The organism is uncultured Veillonella sp., assembly GCF_934230905.1.
In the GTDB taxonomy this organism is placed as follows: Bacteria; Bacillota; Negativicutes; order Veillonellales; family Veillonellaceae; genus Veillonella.
Genome location: NZ_CAKQFJ010000003.1, coordinates 56,835 through 78,857, shown reverse-complemented (window position 1 = coordinate 78,857; position 22,023 = coordinate 56,835). Strand labels below are relative to the sequence as shown.

The 22,023-nt window shown below is 37.3% G+C and carries 19 protein-coding genes; 14 read left to right on the top strand and 5 right to left on the bottom strand.

Translation table 11 applies throughout. The features are described from left to right. Positions 1-240 precede the first annotated feature (240 nt). From Q0E20_RS01350 to Q0E20_RS01290, 13 genes are all read left to right on the top strand, one after another. On the top strand, positions 241-1,710 hold the full coding sequence (locus Q0E20_RS01350) for an anthranilate synthase component I family protein (protein ID WP_295995165.1): 1,470 nt from the start codon (positions 241-243) through the stop codon (positions 1,708-1,710). Further along, positions 1,710-2,276, top strand: a complete 567-nt coding sequence (locus Q0E20_RS01345; RefSeq protein ID WP_295995162.1) for an aminodeoxychorismate/anthranilate synthase component II — start codon at positions 1,710-1,712, stop codon at positions 2,274-2,276. Before Q0E20_RS01350 ends, Q0E20_RS01345 begins: the two co-directional genes overlap by 1 nt. A 450-nt stretch (positions 2,277-2,726) precedes the next feature. Continuing rightward, on the top strand, positions 2,727-3,737 hold the full coding sequence (gene trpD / locus Q0E20_RS01340) for an anthranilate phosphoribosyltransferase (RefSeq protein WP_295995160.1): 1,011 nt from the start codon (positions 2,727-2,729) through the stop codon (positions 3,735-3,737). A 3-nt stretch (positions 3,738-3,740) separates the two neighbouring features. Next, entirely contained in the window at positions 3,741-5,234 is a 1,494-nt protein-coding gene (gene trpCF / locus Q0E20_RS01335; protein WP_295995156.1) for a bifunctional indole-3-glycerol-phosphate synthase TrpC/phosphoribosylanthranilate isomerase TrpF, read from the top strand. Positions 5,235-5,247: 13 nt separating this feature from the next. Next, entirely contained in the window at positions 5,248-6,441 is a 1,194-nt protein-coding gene (gene trpB / locus Q0E20_RS01330; protein ID WP_295995153.1) for a tryptophan synthase subunit beta, read from the top strand. Next, on the top strand, positions 6,434-7,225 hold the full coding sequence (trpA, locus tag Q0E20_RS01325; protein WP_295995151.1) for a tryptophan synthase subunit alpha: 792 nt from the start codon (positions 6,434-6,436) through the stop codon (positions 7,223-7,225). Before trpB ends, trpA begins: the two co-directional genes overlap by 8 nt. 227 nt (positions 7,226-7,452) lie before the next feature. After that, positions 7,453-8,436 carry a DUF805 domain-containing protein gene (locus Q0E20_RS01320; RefSeq protein WP_295995149.1) on the top strand — a complete coding sequence of 328 codons (984 nt, stop codon included), beginning with the start codon at positions 7,453-7,455 and terminating at the stop codon, positions 8,434-8,436. A 9-nt stretch (positions 8,437-8,445) separates the two neighbouring features. Next, positions 8,446-9,021 carry a DUF805 domain-containing protein gene (locus Q0E20_RS01315; protein ID WP_295995146.1) on the top strand — a complete coding sequence of 192 codons (576 nt, stop codon included), beginning with the start codon at positions 8,446-8,448 and terminating at the stop codon, positions 9,019-9,021. A gap of 180 nt (positions 9,022-9,201) precedes the next feature. Next, positions 9,202-9,828: a zinc-ribbon domain-containing protein gene (locus Q0E20_RS01310; RefSeq protein ID WP_366509621.1), complete on the top strand. Its 627-nt coding sequence runs from the start codon at positions 9,202-9,204 to the stop codon at positions 9,826-9,828. Between the two features lie 311 nt (positions 9,829-10,139). Next, positions 10,140-11,273 carry a PLP-dependent aspartate aminotransferase family protein gene (locus Q0E20_RS01305; RefSeq protein WP_295995141.1) on the top strand — a complete coding sequence of 378 codons (1,134 nt, stop codon included), beginning with the start codon at positions 10,140-10,142 and terminating at the stop codon, positions 11,271-11,273. Between the two features lie 12 nt (positions 11,274-11,285). Further along, on the top strand, positions 11,286-12,470 hold the full coding sequence (locus Q0E20_RS01300) for a MalY/PatB family protein (protein ID WP_295995138.1): 1,185 nt from the start codon (positions 11,286-11,288) through the stop codon (positions 12,468-12,470). 11 nt (positions 12,471-12,481) lie between these two features. After that, a complete protein-coding gene (metA, locus tag Q0E20_RS01295; RefSeq protein ID WP_295995135.1) occupies positions 12,482-13,441 on the top strand; it encodes a homoserine O-succinyltransferase in 960 nt (319 codons plus the stop codon). 253 nt (positions 13,442-13,694) lie between these two features. After that, positions 13,695-14,966, top strand: coding sequence for an O-acetylhomoserine aminocarboxypropyltransferase/cysteine synthase family protein (locus Q0E20_RS01290; RefSeq protein ID WP_295995132.1), 1,272 nt, complete (start codon positions 13,695-13,697; stop codon positions 14,964-14,966). 324 nt (positions 14,967-15,290) lie between these two features. On the opposite strand, the gene Q0E20_RS01285 is transcribed toward Q0E20_RS01290, so the two are convergent. Then, entirely contained in the window at positions 15,291-15,884 is a 594-nt protein-coding gene (locus tag Q0E20_RS01285; protein WP_295995130.1) for a PepSY domain-containing protein, read from the bottom strand. 316 nt (positions 15,885-16,200) lie between these two features. Between Q0E20_RS01285 and Q0E20_RS01280 the strand changes: the two genes are divergently transcribed. After that, positions 16,201-16,758 (top strand): biotin transporter BioY, encoded by a 558-nt coding sequence (locus Q0E20_RS01280; RefSeq protein WP_295995128.1) that lies wholly within the window; start codon positions 16,201-16,203, stop codon positions 16,756-16,758. A 57-nt stretch (positions 16,759-16,815) separates the two neighbouring features. Here the strand turns inward: Q0E20_RS01280 and Q0E20_RS01275 are convergent, their stop codons facing one another. The 4 genes from Q0E20_RS01275 to Q0E20_RS01260 form a co-directional block, all read right to left on the bottom strand. Beyond that, positions 16,816-17,589 carry a TIGR03943 family putative permease subunit gene (locus Q0E20_RS01275; protein ID WP_295995127.1) on the bottom strand — a complete coding sequence of 258 codons (774 nt, stop codon included), beginning with the start codon at positions 17,587-17,589 and terminating at the stop codon, positions 16,816-16,818. Between the two features lie 12 nt (positions 17,590-17,601). Beyond that, on the bottom strand, positions 17,602-19,128 hold the full coding sequence (locus Q0E20_RS01270; RefSeq protein ID WP_295995124.1) for a permease: 1,527 nt from the start codon (positions 19,126-19,128) through the stop codon (positions 17,602-17,604). Beyond that, positions 19,125-20,093, bottom strand: coding sequence for a GTP-binding protein (locus Q0E20_RS01265; protein WP_295995122.1), 969 nt, complete (start codon positions 20,091-20,093; stop codon positions 19,125-19,127). The genes Q0E20_RS01270 and Q0E20_RS01265 overlap by 4 nt, the downstream gene beginning before the upstream one ends. A gap of 262 nt (positions 20,094-20,355) precedes the next feature. Continuing rightward, positions 20,356-21,804: an aminoacyl-histidine dipeptidase gene (locus tag Q0E20_RS01260; protein ID WP_295995120.1), complete on the bottom strand. Its 1,449-nt coding sequence runs from the start codon at positions 21,802-21,804 to the stop codon at positions 20,356-20,358. Positions 21,805-22,023: the final 219 nt, after the last annotated feature.

Genomic DNA, 22,023 nt, shown 5'->3' with positions numbered 1-22,023 from the left:
ACCGAGGGCGCATGGAACAGAATGGATTTTCATTCCTAGTATGGTGCGACGTTACATGAGCGTTAATTGTGAGGGATATGTTAGTATCCTGCGAAAGGGGAATGCATTGCATTCAAACAAGGTGGTACCGCGATTTATAGCATAAAACATTCGATTGTGAAGATAGAACTATAAACTCGTCCTTGACGTCATATTGTCATGGGCGAGTTTTTTTATTGGTAATACCAGATGGAGGTTCTCATGATGTTTCCTAGTCTTGACCGTGTGAAAGCTATCGCACCGGGCTATGATATTGTACCTGTGTATATGGAAATTTTGTCCGATGTACGCACACCGATTAGCGTGTTAAAAGCGTTAAAACAAGTAAGTAGTCATACGTATTTACTTGAAAGTGCAGATAATAGTAATCATTGGGGCCGCTATTCTTTCTTAGGTTACGATCCTAAGATCGAGCTGTTTTGTAAAAATCATCAAATGACTATCAAAGATGGTACAACTCGTACTTTTGCGTGTTCTGATCCAGCGGCAGAGATTCGTAATATTTTAAATCAATATAAAAGTCCTCGTTTGGAGGAATTGCCAACATTTACTGGTGGATTTGTAGGTTATTTTGCTTGTGAATATATTCGCTATATCGAGCCAACACTTGATTTTCCAACACCAGATAATGATTCCGCTATGGTGAACGATGTAGACCTTATGCTCTTTGATAAGGTGATTGCTTTTGATCATTACAAAAATAAAATATACTTAATTGCTAACATTAGTACAAATGATTTAGAACGTAACTATAATAAGGCTGAGCTTGAATTGAAGGCATTAGCTGATCTTGTAGTGAATGGTAAAGAAGCCAATGTACCTAAAGGTGTACTTAAAACAGAATTCACTTCTGAATTTACAAAGGATGAATTTGAAGAGGTAGTTAAAAAGACACAACATTATATTAAAGAAGGGGATATCTTCCAATGTGTTGTATCGAATCGACGTGAAGCAGAGTTTGATGGTAGCTTATTGAATGCATATCGTGTGTTACGTACGTTGAACCCATCTCCATACATGTTTTACTTGTCTGGTGGCGATGTAGAGCTTACAGGGGCTTCTCCAGAAACCTTGGTAAAATTAGCAGAAGGTAAACTGTATACATTCCCGATTGCAGGTACTATGCGCCGCGGTAAAACCGAAGCAGAGGATCTTGCCATTGAACAAAGACTCATTAATGATGAAAAAGAGCTAGCTGAACATAATATGCTTGTAGATTTAGGTCGTAATGATTTAGGTAAGATTTCAAGATTTGGTTCTGTGAAAGTAGAAGCGTTACATATGTTGCAACGTTTTTCTCATGTTATCCACATTACATCGACTGTAAGTGGTGAAATTCAAGACGGCAAAGATGCTCTTGATGCTATCGGTGCTACATTACCAGCAGGCACTTTGTCTGGGGCTCCTAAAATTCGTGCTATCGAGATTTTACATGAGTTGGAAAAAAGCCCACGTGGTGTATATGGTGGTGCTGTTGGATATATTGATTTCTCTGGTAACATGGATGTATGTATCGGCATTCGCATGGCTATGAATAAAGGCGGTAAGGTCTATGTTCGCGCTGGTGCAGGGATTGTTCGTGATAGTGTTCCTGAAAGTGAATACAACGAAACGTTAATAAAAGGTCAATCTATGATTTCCGCAATTACAGATGCACAGGAGGTAGAATAATGGTACTCCTTATAGATAATTATGATAGTTTCTCTTTCAACTTATATCAATTGGTAGGATCTATCAATCCAGATATTAAAGTTATTCGTAGCGATGAGTTAACAGTTGAAGAAATTCGTGCTTTGAAACCGGACTATGTTATACTTTCACCAGGACCTGGCAGACCGGCTGATGCGGGCGTATACGAAGACCTATTGCGCGAATGCAAAGGTGAATTCCCGATCCTCGGCGTATGCCTCGGGCACCAAGCCATCGGTGAAGTATTCGGTGGCACTGTTTCTTACGCAAAAAAAGTTATGCATGGCAAACAAAGTGTAGCTAAACAAGTACACCCATCCAAAATCCTTAAAGGCGTACCGGAACAATTTGAAGTGGCAAGATACCATTCCTTAGCAATCATTGACGAAACTATGCCTAGTGAACTTATCGTTACATCCATTACAGATGACGGTGAAGTAATGAGCGTAGAGCATAAAGATTATCCAATCTATGGTGTACAATTCCATCCGGAATCTATCATGACACCAAATGGGGAACAAATGATTCGCAATTTCTTAAATTGCTAGTAGATAGGATGATAGGGGCACCCAAGCCGACACGCTACTGCGCTTCGCGGAGCCCGAAGTCGTTTGGGCACCCCTATCGTCCTATCATCGTAGACCTTTAGACATATACGAACCATTTCTTTCCTTAAACGCAAAAGGAAAAGAACGGCACCGCCGTTCTTCTTCCGAGCGCCGCAGAAACATTTTTAAATATTTAATTGTTGTTCATTTCTGGATTTTATATTGAGCACTTGTGATTATGGGGTTATTCATAAATTTTAGCTAATTTGTGTTTGTGAACTGATAGGGTTCTAACTCCGACTTTGGCCCTGCGAAGGCCGCAGGCCGAAGTCAGACCCGGCCGGTGGAGGAGGTAGGTCCCTATCAGTTCACAAGAGTTAATAAGACAACTAACCCCATAATCACAAGATGCATGTAAAATAGAAATGAACAACAAGTAAGGAGTTATAAATGATCCAAGAAGCATTATATAAAGTAACGCATGGTCAAGATTTATCTTACGACCTTGCTAAAGACACAATGAACAAAATTATGAGCGGCGAGGTAGCTGAGGTTCCTATGGCTGGTTTCTTGTGCGCTTTGGCGGCAAAAGGCCCTACTGTAGATGAGGTTACAGCGTTTGCTGAGGTTATGCGTGAGAAGGCTGGTTCTGTTCCTCATGAGCAAACTGTAGTTGAAATCGTAGGTACTGGCGGTGATGAGGCGAATACATTCAACATTTCTACTACGTCTGGTTTCATTATTTCCGCAGCAGGTATTCCAGTAGCGAAACATGGTAACCGTAGTGTATCTAGTAAATGTGGTGCTGCTGATTTAATCGAAGCATTAGGCGCTAAATTAGAGCTTAATGGTGAACAAAATGAGGCAGTCCTTAATAAAGCCAATATGTGCTTCATGTTTGCTCCTGTGTATCATCAAGCTATGAAATATGCGGGGCCTGTACGTAAAGCGTTGGGCGTTCGTACCGTGTTCAATATCCTCGGACCATTGGCAAATCCTGCAGGTGCTACTGTAGAATTAATGGGCGTTTATGATACATCTTTGGTAGAACCATTGGCTCGCGTATTGGCTAACCTTGGTGTAAAACGCGGTGCAGTGGTACACGGCTTTGATGGTCTTGATGAGATTACGGCAACAAATAAAACGTACGTCTGCGAAATTAATAATGGTACTTTCACAAACTACGAATTCGATCCTAAAGAATATGGTTTCGAATACGCTGATAAAACAGAGCTTGAAGGTGGCGATGCTACAGTAAATGCTGAGATTACACGTCGTGTTCTCGGTGGTGAACAGGGTGGTAAACGTACAGCTGTTCTCCTCAATGCTGGCATGGCAATTTATCTTGCAAAAGATGGCATTACATTGGCAGAGGGCATTGAAGAGGCAAAACACATGATTGACTCTGGTAAGGCTCTTGCCACAATGGAACAGTTTGTGAAAGCAACACAAGAGGTATAACCATTGATTTTAGATACAATTGTAGAGGCTACTAAGGTTCGAGTAGCCCAAGAGAAACATATGAAGTCTCCTGAGGCTGTGAAAGCAGCGGCTTTGGAATTACCATCCAATACAGGATTTCCTTTTGAAGCAGCCCTTCGTCAGCAAGATTTTAACTTTATTTGCGAAGTAAAGAAGGCGTCTCCATCAAAAGGCATCATAGCAGAGCACTTCCCGTATTTAGACATCGCTAAAGAATATGAGGTAGCAGGGGCAGCAGCCATTTCTGTATTAACTGAGCCAGATTTTTTTAAAGGCGATAAAAAATATTTGCAAGAAATTGCTAGCACTGTAAAAATCCCTGCCCTTCGCAAGGACTTCATTATTGATGAATACCAAATCTACCAAGCGAAGGTATGGGGAGCTAGCGCAATCTTATTAATCTGTGCATGCCTCGATGTACCTACCTTAACGAAGTTCCGTGAGTTAGCCGATTCTCTAGGTTTGTCTTCTTTAGTAGAGGCTCATGATGAGCATGAAGTACAAATGGCAATCGATTGTGGTGCCCGTATTATTGGTGTTAACAACCGCAATTTGAAAGATTTTACCGTAGACGTACAAAACAGTGTGCGCTTGCGCAATCTCGTTCAAGACGATGTGATTTTCGTATCTGAAAGTGGTCTAGAAACACCAAAGGATATCCAAGTATTGCGAGATAACAATATCGGCGTAGCCTTGATGGGGGAAACCTTTATGCGTTCACCTAATAAGGTTGAGAAATTAGCATATCTCTATGGTTCCACCTACTATACGCCAAAGGTTAAGATGTGTGGTATCTCTAAGGTAGAAACCATTCCTGCCATTGTAGAGGCAAAGCCACACTACATGGGCCTTGTATTTGCACCGAGCAAACGACAAGTGACTGTAGAACAGGCTAAGACATTAGTGGACGAACTTCATAAGCAATACGAAAAAACATATGGTGAAGTTACAGTACCAATGAATACTGATACAGCACAGGATAGTAAGGAATTTGCCCAAGAAAACTCTAATTTTGAGAAGATTAAAACGGTAGGCGTTTTTGTAAATGAAACATTAGATAATCTTGTTGCCATTGCAAATAAGGTTAATCTTGACGCGGTGCAATTGCATGGTGATGAAGATGAGGCTTTCATCAGATCCTTAAAAGAACGTATTAATGTAGAGGTTTGGAAGGCTGTTCAGATTCGTAGTGCTAGCGACGCAGAGACATGGATTGATAGTAGTGCAGACATGCTATTATTTGATGCGTACCATAAGGATGAGCGCGGAGGTACGGGGGAAGTGTTTGACTGGTCTTGTTTAGATGAGTTTGAACGCCCATTTATGCTAGCTGGTGGTATTGATAGCACAAATGTGGCTCGCGCGATTCGTACAGTACGTCCGTATGGTATAGATATTAGCAGTGGTATAGAAACAGACGGTATGAAGGATAATGATAAAATTAAAGCTTTCATAAATGTCGTGAAATATATATAGAAAGGTAAGTTATATGAGTGAACAAAGACATGGCTATTTTGGTGACTTTGGTGGCCAATTTATGCCAGAAACATTAATGAATGCAGTCATCGAATTGGAAGAGGCATACAACAAGTATAAAGATGACCCTGATTTTGTACGTGAACTTGAGGATTTACATAAAACATATACAGGCCGTCCATCCCTTTTATATTATGCAGATCGCATGACAAAGGATCTTGGTGGAGCCAAAATCTATTTGAAACGTGAAGATTTGAACCATACAGGTTCCCATAAATTAAATAACGTAATCGGCCAAATGTTGTTGGCAAAACGGATGGGTAAAACTCGCGTTATTGCTGAAACAGGTGCTGGTCAACATGGTGTAGCAACTGCTACTGTGGCTGCGTTAATGGGTATGGAATGTGAAGTGTTCATGGGTGCTGAAGACTGTGAACGTCAAGCGCTTAACGTATATCGCATGGAGCTATTGGGTGCTAAGGTACATCCTGTAACAACTGGTACTAGTACGTTAAAAGATGCTGTTTCTGAAGCAATGCGTGAATGGACAAATCGCATGTCCGATACACATTATGTGTTGGGGTCCGTTATGGGTGCGCATCCATTTCCTATGATTGTTCGTGATTTCCAATCTATCATTAGTCGTGAAGCACGTGAACAAATTCTGGAAGCGGAAGGTAAATTGCCAACAGCTGTTATGGCTTGTGTCGGTGGTGGTTCCAATGCGATGGGGATGTTCTATAACTTTATTCCAGATGAAGGCGTTCGCCTTATCGGTTGTGAAGCAGCAGGTCGTGGCATTGATACAGAAGAACATGCGGCTACCATGGCAAAAGGTACAGTTGGTATTTTCCACGGTATGAAGTCCTACTTCTGCCAAGATGAAGATGGTCAAATCGCACCGGTATATTCTATTTCTGCAGGCCTTGATTATCCTGGTATAGGACCTGAACATGCATATTTACGCGATAGTGGTCGCGCTGAATATGTGCCTGTAACAGATGATGAAGCGGTGGATGCATTCGAATATTTGTCTCGTTTAGAGGGCATTATTCCAGCTATCGAGAGTGCTCATGCAGTGGCACATGCGCGTAAAATTGCGCCTACTATGAGCAAGGATGATATCATTATTATTTGTTTATCTGGTCGTGGTGATAAAGACGTAGCGGCTATGGCGAAATATAGAGGGGTGGATCTACATGAATAAAATTAAAGACGCTTTCACAAAGGGCAAGGCATTCATCCCGTTCATTAGTGCTGGCGACCATGGTATTGAAAATACAGAACGTTATATTCGCGTGATGGTGAAAGCTGGTGCGGATATGGTAGAAATTGGTATTCCATTCTCAGATCCAACAGCGGAAGGTCCTGTTATCCAAGAAGCGAGTACACGTGCTCTTTCTACAGGCGTAAAAATTAATGATATCTTCGATATGGTTCGTCGTTTGCGCACTGGTGATGATGCAGTAACAGTTCCACTCGTGTTCATGACTTATTTGAACCCAATCTACGTATTTGGTCGTGAAAAGTTCTTTACTCTCTGTGAAGAGGTTGGTATTGCTGGCGTTATTGTGCCAGATATGCCGTTTGAAGAAAAAGGTGAACTCGCTAGTGTGGCTAATAAACATGGCGTTGAAGTAGTATCCTTAATTGCTCCAACATCTGAAAATCGTATTGAAATGATTGCTAAAGAAGCGGAAGGTTTTGTGTACTGTGTATCCTCTCTTGGTGTTACAGGCATGCGTAGTGAAATCAAAACAGATATTAAATCCATTGTGGAAACAATCCGTAAATATACGGATATTCCAGTAGCTGTTGGCTTTGGTATTTCGACACCAGATCAAGCGGAAGCGATGGCACGCGTATCTGATGGTGCTATTGTAGGTTCTGCAATCGTTAAAATCGTAGCAGAACATGGTGATAAGGCTGATGAAGTGTTATTTGATTATGTACAATCTATGAAGCACGCTGTATTAAAAGCAGGCGCATAATCATATCGTTATATCATATATAAGGCTTATAATGATTAAGACCTATCTAGAGAAAATGTAACATAGTCTATCGATGTGGGTATACTATGTTAGAGCTATATTCGCTAGATAGGTCTTAATTTATACATTTTATTATATAATTATTATGTATTTTTTTACTCATTGTAGAATCTATACTATATTTGGTATTATGAATCTAGATATATCGTTTGAGAAAAGGATTTTTAATGATACAACAATTAGTGATTGATACAATAAAAGATAATATTATAGACCGGTATTGTGATTTTTCCGGCACCATTTCTCGGGGCTCATTTTGGCGATTTATGCTCGTTGAGCATTTAATTGTTGGTCTATGCTTAGCCGTGCTAGGTCTATTATCCCTTCATAGTGCTCTATTTATATATACGATAGGCATAGTTTTTGCGCTGTGGTTCATTTCGATTATGGCTCTTACATTGCCTAATTTGGGTGCTATGGTACGCCGTTTGCATGATACAAATAATAGCGAATGGCTTTTGCTATTAGGGTTTATTCCCTATATAGGCATTCTAATCGTTAACGTATTATTGCTGCGAGGTACAAAGAAACATCCTGCTGTTAAAAGAACAGTAGAGCCCTTTGAAGAAGTCGATTTATTTAGCGATGAAATGGGAAACAATATACAAAATCTAGATGGTTCTAGTAATGTGGTACGTACATCGTATAGTAGAACAAGTATTATTGTTACCATTATTCTTACTGTTGTTAGTTGGGGGATTGGGATATATAGTTTTTCCTCTGCTGTAGATAAGGAAATCGATGCGTATTTACAAATGAAACCTGGTGCATTTATGATTATGGCACAAAAGACATTAGGCAGCGATGTAGCACTTGAATCTGCTAAACAGGTGGTAATAGAGTATTATGCTGATCTTAATAAAGGGCAATATCAAGAGGCATATCGACTACTAGCTCATCGAGAACGTGAGAAATATGGCACCTATGATCAATGGAGCAAATCTGTACAGTCTAACCATAATCGTCAAATGAATACGCTCTTTTTAAAAGGAGTATTTATAGATGATGAGGACGTCAATCATATTTCCTTTGATATGACTTTTAAAGAAAAAGACTATCCTAATCGAATGTTTATAAAGATGAGATATGAACATGATACGTGGCGCATTGAATCTATTGTACCGTATGATCAAAAAAATGAATTGAGATAAGGAGGGCCTATGGATCAAAATATGATATATGATGTGAGCTATATGGAGGCCATTAAACGTGGATTTAAACAATATGCGATATTCTCTGGTAGAGCTAGCCGTAGTGAGTTTTGGCGTTTTATAGTGAGTCGTGAAATTGTGTTAGATGGTATGGCGGTTTTCAGTAGTATTGTAGACATGATTCTTGGCAATACATCAGATGTAAGCGACTATATATTGGCACTCATTATTATATTACATCTCATTTACCTTTTGCCGACTCTTGCTATTACGTGTCGTCGATTACATGATGTAGGAAAGAGTGGTTTGACATTTCTCCTTGTTTTTATTCCTATTATTGGTGTTTTTGTGCTCTTATCTAATCTTGTTAAAAAAGGTGATAATGCTATTAATGTGTATGGGGACAAAACAGGATATACAGCTATTACACCTATTATGGAACAGAAAGTGGGATTAGAGCATACACCTACATTACGAGAAGATATATTGATGGGGGCTCTTGCTATTATTTTATATATCTGGATATTTACCCAACAGTTTATTGCAAGTGCATGGATATCTTTTAACTCTAGAGGAGTATTGTAAATGAAACCTCGTTTTACGGTTGCGTAAGACGAGGTTTTTTTATATGAAAATTTTATGAAAGTTTAACTGTCGATTTATTGACTATATTGAAAAATATTGTAAAATGAATGATAGATGAATATAATGATTTTGTTTAGATAGTAATTATTGATATAGATTTATTAGAGAAAGAGGTTTGGCATGCGTGCTTGTCCAAAATGCGGGCAGAGAATATCTATTTCAGAGCGTTATTGTCCGTATTGTAGGCATATGAAAAATATCCCACTGCCACTTGATGCCTATGAATTAGGCTTTATAGAAAATTTCAAAAATTGTGTAGTTCATAAATATGCGGATTTTGAGGGCCGTGCTAGTCGCGGTGAATATTGGCATTTTATGCTTATCTATCAATTAATCGTAGCAATTATATTGTTTATATGTGCTGCTATTAGTTGTGTCACACCTGTATCGGGAACAACTGGCGTTAGTTTGGGCTTGGTTATACTTTTTGTCTTGTCGATTGGGTTTATCATCCCAGGTGTAGCTGTTGCCGTTCGGCGTTTACATGATGTAGGGTGGTCAGGGTGGCCTATTTTATTAGCCCTGGTTCCTTTTGTAGGAATTCCTGTAGTACTCATCTTAATGGCGTTACCTGGTAAAACAGTGAGCAATCGTTTTGGAGCCCCAACTGGAACAGAAATTATTACCAAGCAAATGGCACATAAATATGGTTTTATTGATGCAACACCATCTACAATATTAACGATGGGACTTGTAGTGACTCTCATTGTTTTGTGGATATTAGTGGATTGGATGTTGGCGTCTTAAAAAATATATATAATAAAAAAGTTTGTAACAGAATGTGAAAAATGCATTTCAGTTACAAACTTTTTTTTGTAAAAAACTAAAAGTTATGACAACTCATTCAAAATACATATGACTGAATGCGTTGTATTGAGGTATATAGAAAGCCTTTTAATTGACTAAGCACAGAGTACTTTCTTATAATAGATATATTATAATACTATAGTTTTGTAGTGGGATTATTATACCCTAGTTATATGCAGGAATTATAATGCCTGTTGATATGATTGTGTATAGGAATATATCTCATCAGATATATGTAAGGAGACGATACGATGAAGTTTAATACAAAATGTGTTCACGGTAGTGGTAGACCGGATAGTACAGGAGCCATCTCTCCAGCAATTTATATGTCCAGTACATTTACACATCCTGGTTTAGGTGAAACAACAGGATTCCAATATACGCGTGAGTCCAATCCAACTCGTGATCGTCTTGAAGTACAAATTGCTGGATTGGAAGAAGGTACGGAAGCGATTGCGTTTTCTTCTGGTATGGCTGCTGTTGATGCAGTATTTCATTTGTTCTCGCCAGGAGATCATGTTATTTTAGGGGACGACTTGTATGGTGGCTCCATTCGATTATTCACTAATATTTATGAACAGAATGGTGTTGAATTTACTTATGTAGGGACATCAGACCTTGATGCTGTACAAGCGGCTTTTAAACCTAATACTAAAGCTGTTTATATAGAAACACCGACTAATCCAATGATGGAGATTACAGATATACGTGCGTTAAGTAAAATAGCACATGACCATAATGCACTTGTTATTATTGATAATACATTTTTAAGTCCTTATTTCCAAAAACCATTAACATTGGGCGCTGATATTGTTGTGCATAGTGGTACGAAATTTATCGGGGGCCACCATGATGTGATTTCTGGTTTTACTATTGTGAAAGATGATGATTTGGCAGCTCAACTACGTCTTATTTATAAAACGATAGGTGCTTGCTTGTCCGCATTCGATAGCTGGCTCGTTATTCGTGGTATTAAAACATTGGCACTGCGCATGGAACAGCATCAAAAAAATGCCATTGCTCTTGCAGAGTGGTTGAAACAAGAACCAAAGGTAACAAAGGTGTTATTTCCAGGCCTTCCAGAACATCCCGGTTATGAAGTGAATAAATCTCAAACTACGGGTTTTGGTGGCATGTTATCTTTTGAAGTAGATAGTGAAGAAACGGCAAAACAAGTGCTAGAAGGGATTCAATTGATACAATTTGCTGAAAGTTTAGGCGGTACTGAATCCTTATTGACATATCCTGTTACACAAACACATCCTGACTTAAAACCAGAGGATGCAGAACGTAAAGGTATTACGCGCCGTTTATTGCGTCTGTCCGTTGGTATTGAAGATACTGACGATTTGATTGCTGATTTAGCACAAGCTTTCAATAAATAAAAGGAGGCTAATATGGGCCGATATAATTTTGACAAAATCGTAGATCGTAAGCATACGAAGTCTTTGAAATATGATTTTGCTGTACAACGTGGTAAACCTGCTGATGTATTACCATTTTGGGTAGCAGATATGGACTTTGAAATTCCTGGTGAACTAAAGCAAGTCTTGTTAGAACGTGTTAATCATGGTATTTTCGGATATACAGAGTCAGATGATGCATATTTTAATGTTCTAAAACAATGGTTCGCTAGCCGTTTTAATTGGAATATTGATAAAAAATGGCTGGTGAAAACACCTGGTGTTGTGTTTGCTCTTGCTATGGCAGTGCGTGCTTTCACTAAGGAAGGAGACGGTGTGCTCATTAATCAGCCTGTATATTATCCATTTAGTATGGTGATTGATGATAATGACCGTAACTTGATTAACGTTCCTTTAATTCAAGGCGAGGATAGGTATACCATTGATTTTGAAGGTGTGGAACGGGCTATCATTGAGCATAATGTGACATTGTTTTTGCTCTGTAATCCGCATAATCCTGTAGGACGTGTATGGACTGAAGATGAGTTGAAACGACTTGGTGATATTTGCATTAAACATAATGTGATTATTATTAGCGATGAAATTCATGCAGATTTTGTGTGGAATGGTCATAAGCATACGGTTTTTGCTAATCTAGGTGAAAGTTATGCTGAGCATTGCATCGTTTGTACAGCGCCTAGTAAGTCCTTTAATATTGCAGGATTACAAGTATCTAATATTTTCATCCCTAATGATTCCTTGCGCCGCCGATTTATTAAAGAGATTGATCGTGCAGGATATAGTCAATTAAATACTATGGGATTAGTAGGATGCCAAGGTGCTTATGAAGTTGGGGGACCATGGCTTGATGAATTAAAAGAATATATTCAAGGTAATATTCAATATACTCTTGATTATTTCAAAAAATATTTACCAAAGCTTCACATGTACCGTCCTGAAGGGACTTATCTCATGTGGTTTGATTGCTCTGCATTGCCATTGACGCCAAAGGAACGTGAACAATGGTTGTTAAATGATGCAAAACTATGGTTAGATAGTGGGTCCATGTTTGGTAAAGATGGTGAAAAGTTTGAACGTATTAATGTGGCTTGTCCGCGTGCTACATTGATGGAAGGTTTAGAGGCATTGCGTCGCGCTTATGATGCTAAAGAGTTTTAGGAGGTTTCACAATGCCAATTAAAGTTATTAAGAATTTACCGGCTATAACAAAGTTAGCACAAGAGAATATTTTTGTGATGGATACGGAACGAGCTGAAACCCAGCAAATTCGGCCTCTTCAAATTTTACTTGTTAATTTGATGCCTACAAAAGAAGTTACGGAAACGCAAATCCTTCGTGCTCTTAGTAATAGCCCATTACAAGTGAATCTAACTTTTTTGCACACCGCATCTCGAAAATCCAAGAATGTAGACGAAGAATATTTAGATACATTCTATCGCACATTTGATGAGGTTAAAGATAAGTTCTTTGATGGCTTGATCATTACAGGTGCTCCTGTAGAATTGATGCCTTTTGAAGACGTTGATTATTGGGATGAACTCGTGGAAATTATGGACTGGAGTGAAGACCACGTATATTCTACGTTCTATATTTGTTGGGGCGCACAAGCTGGTTTATATCATCATTTTGGCATTGATAAACAAATTATGGACTCGAAGTTATTTGGTGTTTATGAGCATGATATTTATAATGATCAACCGGTTTTATTGCGTGGTTTTGATGAAAAATTTTGGATGCCACATTCTCGACATACTACAGTTCCATTAGAGCAAATTAACGAGCATCGAGAATTAGAATTATTAGCTGGATCTGATCCTACAGGAGCTGCTATTGTCCGTAGTTTGGATAATAAACATATTTTTGTCTTTGGTCACTCTGAGTATGATTGGGATACCCTTAAACGTGAGTATGAGAGAGATCTTACTAAAGGTGATGATATTGCAGTGCCAGAGAATTATTTTCCCGATGACGACCCTAAACAACGCCCAATTATGAGGTGGAGATCAGTTAGTACATTGTTATTTACAAATTGGTTAAATTATTATGTATATCAAGAAACACCATATATTATTGAGCAAATTCAGAAGATGAAATTTGAACGAGATAAAAATTTTGGTGCTTATATTTAAATACATTAGTATTCGAACCTGTGGGACATCAAAGCCGATATGTTACTGCGCTAAAGCGGAGCCCGAAGTCGTTTTGATGTCCCACAGGTTCTTTATATCAATATTATATTTAAAGGGCGCCAAAATTTTTGCCATAGCTTATAGTTATGGAGAATATATTGTAAAAAGTTGTGGACATATTTTTTAAAACATAGTAATATAATAGGCATAAGAAATGAAGTTTATTCCTTTATATGAATGGGAGTTGAATTTGATGAGCAAACAATATAAATTTGAAACATTACAATTACATGCTGGTCATACGGTAGATCCAACAGGTTCTCGTGTAGTACCTATTTACCAAACAACATCTTTTGTATTTAAAGATGCAGAAGAAGCAGCTGGCCGTTTTGCATTGACTAATCCTGGTGGTATTTATTCTCGTCTTGGTAATCCGACTACTGATGTGTTAGATGCTCGTGTAGCTCAACTTGAAGGTGGTGCTGGTGGTATTGCTGTAGCATCTGGTTCTGCAGCGATTACGTACTCTGTTTTGAATGTAGCAAGTGCAGGTGATAATATCGTAGCCGCTTCTACATTATATGGTGGTACATATAATTTATTTACCTCTACATTACCTCGCTTTGGTATTAAAACTAAATTTGTTAATTCTGACAATTTGGAAGAATTTGAAGCAGCTATTGATGACAATACTAAAGCTGTATATATCGAAACTATCGGTAACCCTGGTATCAACCTTATTGATGTTCAAGCTGTAGCGGATATTGCACATAAACATAATATTATCTTAATCGTAGATAATACATTTGCATCCCCATATTTGTTCCGTCCATTAGAACATGGTGCTGACGTAGTAGTTCATTCTGCTACTAAATATCTTGGTGGTCATGGTACAACTTTGGCTGGTGTAGTGGTAGAATCTGGTAAATTTGATTATAAAGCATCTGGTAAATACCCTAGCTTCGTTGAAGGCGATGAACATTATAATGGTTTAGTATATGGCGATTTACCAATTCCTTTTACTGTAAAAATTCGTGCACAATTACTTCGTGATACAGGTGCATGTATTACACCTCTAGCAGCATGGCAAATTTTGCAAGGTATTGAAACATTGTCCTTGCGTGTAGAACGTCATGTTGAAAATACTCGTAAGGTTGTTGAATTCTTGCATAATCATCCTAAAGTAGCATGGGTAAATTATCCTGAATTAGAAGACAGCAAATATAAAGAATTAGCGAATAAATATTTTCCTAAAGGGGTAGGTGCTGTATTTACATTTGGCGTTAAAGGTGGTAAAGAAGCTGGTATCAAGTTAGTTGATGCATTAGAAATCTTCTCCAACCTTGCGAATGTAGCAGACGCTAAGTCTCTTGTTATTCATCCAGCATCCACAACACATGCACAACTTAATGAAGAACAACAAAAATCTGCTGGTGTAACTCCAGACATGATTCGCTTATCTGTTGGTCTTGAAAATATTGATGATATTATTGAAGACCTTTCCCAAGCATTGGATAAAGCTTAATCTTAACTTCTAAACTCCTTAAAGCATAACTCCATAAAAATCTATAGAACATAAAAAGAAAAACCTGTATAAAAGGCTGTACCGGAATATAGTAATACTATTTGGTACAGCCTTTTTGTCATCTTTTTTTATTCGTAGATATAAGAAAAAGGCCTTGAATTTGATCATTCAAGGCCTTTTAGTATGTGTATATGTGTGTGTGTTAAAAGGGTTTGTTTTATGTGTGTATAGTTTTTATGAGTGTTTAGTTTTATGAGTGTGTTAAGAAATTGGAGAGATATATTATATAGCGGTTAGGTAATCTATATAATATATAGTTTGTGCTTAGTATTTTGTTGTTTTTACTTTAGCACTAAGAACTTTGCCGGAAACAGCATCGATCTTAACGTCAGCTTTTTTGTCGCCACCGTTAGTCATATCTAAGCTGTAAACTACTTTGTTGCCTTCCATTTTCAATTCCCATTCCATTGTTTGGAAATCACTGCCTACGCGTTCGATAGCTTTTGTTTCAGCAGTTTCTGGTGTAATTGTATTTTGTGGATTAAAGCTGTTAGATTTCTTTAATTTGTTCCACGCACTGATGGATTTGGCTTGATTAGAAACAACTTGGCCTGTTGCTTCATCAATTTTCATTTCTACTTTTTGTGTCTTAGTATATGCTTCTACTTCGTAAGTTGGATGATGTTTTGCATCATAGGAAATAGAAGTAACCATTGCATCTGGATAGTAGCGATGTAATGTAGTAACAGCACCTACGTAGTCGATTTCGCTACTTTGCATAGGAGATGCTACACTACCAACGCCATTCCAAGAACTAGTAGTTGGGTAAGCTGGTGCTGCAGATGCTACACCTGCTACTAGTACTGTGCTTACGCCAAGAGCACATAATACTTTAGACAAATTATTTACTTTTTTCATGTTAATTACCTCCATAAAAGGGTTTTGCCTAATAGCAATCACACAAGTAGATTTTGCTCAATCTACTTACGTATAATTTAATACCAAAAAATGAAAACAAAATGAACTAATAGAAATATTTATTTAAAATTTGGAATATACATAATATATTCGACGTAAATAGGGAATATCCTTTTTTTAAGGCTACATTACATAATGTAAACCACATAAAAATACTGTTGGTTGACATAAGTTAGAGAGAATGGTTTAATAACTTTGAAAAGATATGTAGTTTGTTTAGATAGGTTTATTTTATTGGATTAATGGAGGTATAACTATGAGTTCCATTTCAAAGCAACGCTTGAGTACAAGAGAGTTGACAATGACTGCCTTATTTGTAACATTAATAACAGCTGGCGCTTTTATACGTGTGCCACTTCCTAATTGCCCATTTACCTTGCAAATTTTATTTACTACATTAGCAGGTATTATTTTAGGTCGCCGATTAGGGGCTATTAGTGTTGGTATTTATATTATATTAGGCCTTATTGGTGTTCCTGTTTTTACATCTGGTGGTGGTCCCGGATATGTATTTCAACCAACCTTTGGTTACTTAATCGGCTTTATGGTTGGGGCTTATGTTGTGGGGCGTTTTAGTGAACTTTCACCAACTCACTCTGTTAAGATGTTACTAATAGGTGCTATTATCAATTTGTTAATCGTATATGGTTTTGGTATGGTCTATTTATATATGATAATGAATATATATTTAGGTACACCTATTGGCTGGTGGGCTGTTATTTGGTCTTGTTTTTTGATTCCAGTTGGTCCAGATATATTCTTATGTGTTGTTGCTGCTGTGATGGGAAAACGAATTATTGGTCAATTACGATAATGTTTGTAGAGAATATAAAAAAGGGGCTATCACTTGTGTGGTAGTCCCTTTTCTGTATTATGGATATACATACCCTAAAATTTCTTGTGCATCTTTAGTTTTGTTTATTTCTATATATGGTTGTTTTCGCCCGTGAAAGTCTCTCGTCGATACTGTACCTTCTACAGTGATCCATTTCTTATTATTGTAAGAATCACCATCAGTCTTATGCATGGTTAGACCAATGGGGGACACATCTGCTATACAGCATGCCATTGACATTCGTGAAAGTGTAAATTCATTGGACTTTAAGGTATTGTCATCACGATTAACATAACCTGTCATATAAATTTTATAGCCAACATATGCTTCTGGATTTGATCCGAGTGTAACGATTGTACGATAATAATTATCCGAGTTTAATACGATTTCTTTTTTATCTTTAGAAATACCAGGGTCTTTGGCTGTATTGTTAACTGTAATCACATCACCAATATCGTCTTGGGAGAAATCAAAATCATTACGATCGTCTGTTACAGCTGTATTGCCTGTTACTTGTACAGAATTTGGAGATAGAATTGGTGGAACAATTAATAAAACAAGTGGAATTATGATAGGTGTAATGGATTTCCAATTGTGTTTATATTGTTTATTAGGTGACCATAGGATTGAAATAATACCTCCCAATAATAATGTTATGCCCGTTAATAGTAAAAATAATTGGTATCGTGGAGCTATATATGATTTATATTGTCCCGTAATCAGTAGATATAAAAAACTAATACCTAAAGCCGTGTATAGAAGGCCTCTAATGACACAGAGTATATCTTTATTGTGTAGCTTTGATAACATAGACTAATCTCCTTATAGAATATATAAAATTTGAAATAGTAATGTCATGATATACGTGGTAATGGCGATGGTGATAACTAGACGAAGTATAAATGATGCTGAGATATATTGGCGTAGCATATAGACGTTTTTAAGGTCGATCATTGGTCCTAGCCAAAGAAAACCAAGAACTGATGATATAGGGAATAGATTATTTAGGGAACGGCCTATAATGGCATCCGATGTAGAGCATAGAGAAAAGAGAAATGCCAATATTATTAATAATATACTAGCAATAGGTGCGGCTACATCTAGTGAACTGGATAAGAATGTAGGTTTTATCCATACTTGAAATAGTGCTAATGTGAAAGCTGCTGCTGAAAAGTATATAAGTAATTGACTGAACTCTTTTTCTACATGTAATAAAAATACTTTCTTTTTGTTAGATTCCTGAGATGATAAAGTATATTGGTAGTCTTTAGCTAGTGGTAAATTATTAGTGACTTTAGGTAATTGATGTGGCTTCCATTTAAATGTAAGTGATACTATACATGCAATTATAATGCCTCCTAGTATTCTGTATAAAAGAATACTAGGAGTATCTGGAAAGGCATAATACGTTGCTAATAATGCGATAGGATTCATGATAGGGCTAGCTAGCATAAATAGTAAGCCTATATGTTGGGGAATCCCTCGTTTTAATAATGCATTAAACATTGGAATCGTAGCGCAATCGCAGATTGGTAATAACAGTCCACTACCAGCCGTAATACAGTAACTTTTAATAGAGTCACCTTTCAGATAACGCATTAGCCACCTGTCTGGTACAAATAAAGCGATTCCTGTAGAAATGATGGTCCCTAATAATAAAAATGGTATTCCTTCAAATATAATGCCCGATGCAATGGCGAGCACTTGATGGATGGAATAGGAGATACTATGACGAAATACAGTAACGAGTAATATATATAATGTTAATATGGCTATAATACCGTACAATGACCATGGCCATACTGGATGAGACAGTTGATTATGAAAATCCTCGATACTAGGATTGATTAGTATAGAGCATTCTGAATTATATGATTGTAATAAAGTTCTGACTGATTTGGTTTTCCTCGTATCATCAGAATATAAAATAATATGATCTGCACTATATATTTGTGATAACACTCGTTCTCCAAGTGCCTGAATCATGGGTGTTATGTTGTTGGTATTGGCTGTATAGATGACTCGTTCAAGATGACAAAATTCTTTTAGAATAGAGTTAAAAAAGATGTCTTCTAATTGTTGAAATGCGAACATACCATTCCATTCAATCCAGATTTCTTTGGGGTTTGTTGAGGAAATATAATCTTGGATTTGGTGTATAACATGGGGAAGGTCTTCTTCTATATCATCTGGATCAATGGATAGCGGCTCTTTTATACTGTTTGTGGCACCCTCTTCAAAGCAGATGATTTCAGTAGAACCTAGCTTTTTTCGTTCTCGTAATTCTTGGTTGATTAAGGTAGTTTTTCCAGTACCTAATAGACCTGTTACGATATATACAGAAATCATAATGGACGACACACCTTTCTGCTGATAGATGAAATATCTATCTCTGTGCCGATAACCACTAGGTGATAGTCTTTTAATTGAGTGTGAGTCAAGGAATAGCTTTGTGGTGTATATTGTAATTCCATAGGGCCTGATGCAGTAGGAATGATGCCTTTAATCCGTAGTATCGTGGATGGTAACTCATTACAAAAATCGATCCACTGTGTATGTTCTAGGGGTTGTAGATTATGGAATGTGTAGGTAACAAATGGTTGGTGCTCATGATGATGATCATCATCATGATTATGCTGGCTGTGGCCCCCATGATGAGCCGTATTGTGATGTTTGCTATTTTCGCATTCGTGGCAATGGCTGGTTTCAAAATCATGTTTGTAATCTGCATGATTTGCCTGTTCTAGTTGATGTATATCTTGCTGTATTGTGTTTATATCGGTATAAATTGGTGTATGAGGTGCTAGCTTAACAATGAGCTGTCTTGTTTTTTCAACCTGCTTTTCATCCTCTATATGGGTAAGGAGAATGGCATAACAGTTCATAATTTGGTCTTTGAAAAAGGGGCCAAAGTTTTTGATTGCCATTGGTGCCTGCATTGCATCTACAATCGTTATAATCATATTGATATAAGCTTTAGCTGTGATATCTTCATCATTACACGTATATAAAATCTCACTTAATTTACTTACGCCAGAAGGTTCTATATAGATTTGATCGATATCTTGAGTGGATAGAATATCAATTAAGGCATCCTTAAAGTTACCTTGTAGGCTACAGCAGATACATCCAGATGTTACTTCTCGCACGGTTGCACCTGTTGTAGATAATTGTTTCGCATCCAAACTAGTTTCACCAAAATCATTTTCTATGATTAATATACGTTCACTTTGATTACGTTGGTTTAATATATGTTGTAAATATGTTGTTTTTCCAGCACCTAGAAAACCGGATATGATAGTAATTGGTATCATAATGCACCTCCCGTGTAAATGTAAACATAGTATACTACTCTTACTTAACATAAAAAAATACCCTTATAGGTATGAGAAAAGGTTGGGCAGGTCAATAACAATGTGGTTTATTAGAAAATTTGATAATATTATACTCATATGAGTATATGTGAACGTGTTTATATGTTTCTGTATTAATTTTATAAAAAAGCGTATGTCTCATAGTAGTTATATGAGTACATACGCTTATGTGAATAAATATTATTTTGTAAAATTTTGAAAATTAATGTAATTTTTTCAATAATTCTTTGAGAAATACATATACATGTTCTACAGAAGGTAAGTGTACACGTTCCATATTGGTGTGTGGGCTAATAATTGTTGGTCCAAAGCTAATCATTTCTGTATTAGGTAACACATTTTTTAGTAGACCACATTCGAGACCAGCATGGACTGCACTTACACGGGCAGGGGTATCGGACATCGTATTGTAAAGGGAAATAACTTGTTCTTCCAATTTTGAACCTTTATCATATTCCCATGCTGGATAACCACCGCTACGTGTAGCTGAAACACCTAATGTATCAGCGAGGAGTAATAATTTCTTAGCTAAGTATTCTAAACTGTTTTTATTGGAGCTACGAACTGATACGAGGATGTCTATTGTGTGGGTGCTTTCAGAAACGATGGCAAGATTATCTGATGTTTCTACAAGACCTTCGATGGTTTGGCTCATGGAATGAACTCCATCTTCTGCAAGGTAGAGATAAGAGATTAACGCTTCAGATGTATCATCCGCATACACTGTTTCAGGTGTAGGAATTTCTTCAACTACGAATGTAAGATTAGGATCTTTAATGGCGAATTCATGCTTATATTCTTTTTCATAGAATGCGATAAGAGTTTTGATCGCCTCTATATCTTCCTTGCGTACGGACATAGTTGCCACTGCTTTAGATGGAATAGCATTATGTTTAACACCACCTACAAAAGAGGCTAAGTTAAAGGAGTATTGCTTTTCTAAATCATAAAGAACTCGAGCTAGCACTTGGTTAGCATTGGCGCGTTGTTCGATGATTTCAATACCAGAATGACCACCTTTTAAACCTTGAACAGTTAAAGCTAGCCCCGCATCATAACCTGGCAGATTATTTTCGCGTAATAAAGGTATTGATACATTAACGTGGCAACCGCCAGCACAGCTAACGCAGAATTCATGTTCTACTTCGGTGTCTAGGTTTATTAGATAATCACCTGTCACTTGTCCCTCTTTTACCGCTGCAGCACCATCCATACCTGTTTCTTCATTGGTTGTGAATAACACTTGTAAGGGACCATGTTGTTGGTTTTTATCCTCTAGGACAGCTAAAATCATAGCGCCGCCCATCCCATTATCTGCGCCTAATGTTGTATCATCGGCATGCATCCATTCTCCTTCGATAATATTGGCAATAGGATCTTTTGAAAAATCGTGGTTAGAGTCATGACCTTTTACACATACCATGTCGATATGACCTTGAAGAATAACGGATGGACGATTTTCATAGCCTGGTGTAGCTGGCTTTTTGATGACTACATTCCATTCGCTATCTTGTGTAGCTTCGAGCCCAAGATTATGTGCAAAGTTAACAATGTAATCACTAATGCCCTTTTCATTACCAGAACCACGTGGAATTTGGCTCATTTCCTTAAAAATTTCTAATACGCGTTTTGCTTGAACGATTGTGTCCATTTGGTACCTCTCATTCTAAAATATAACCTATATCAGTCTAATTTTTCTTGTATAGGTTTATTTATCTTTATTCATTAATTAATAAGTAATTATTATCTATAATATAGTTATATCATATGTACTATGAATAGAAAAGACAATGTATATAGTTTATAATAGTATCAAGCGTAATGAATAACGAACGCGCTGTATGCTGTATAATGTACTTTATATTTATTT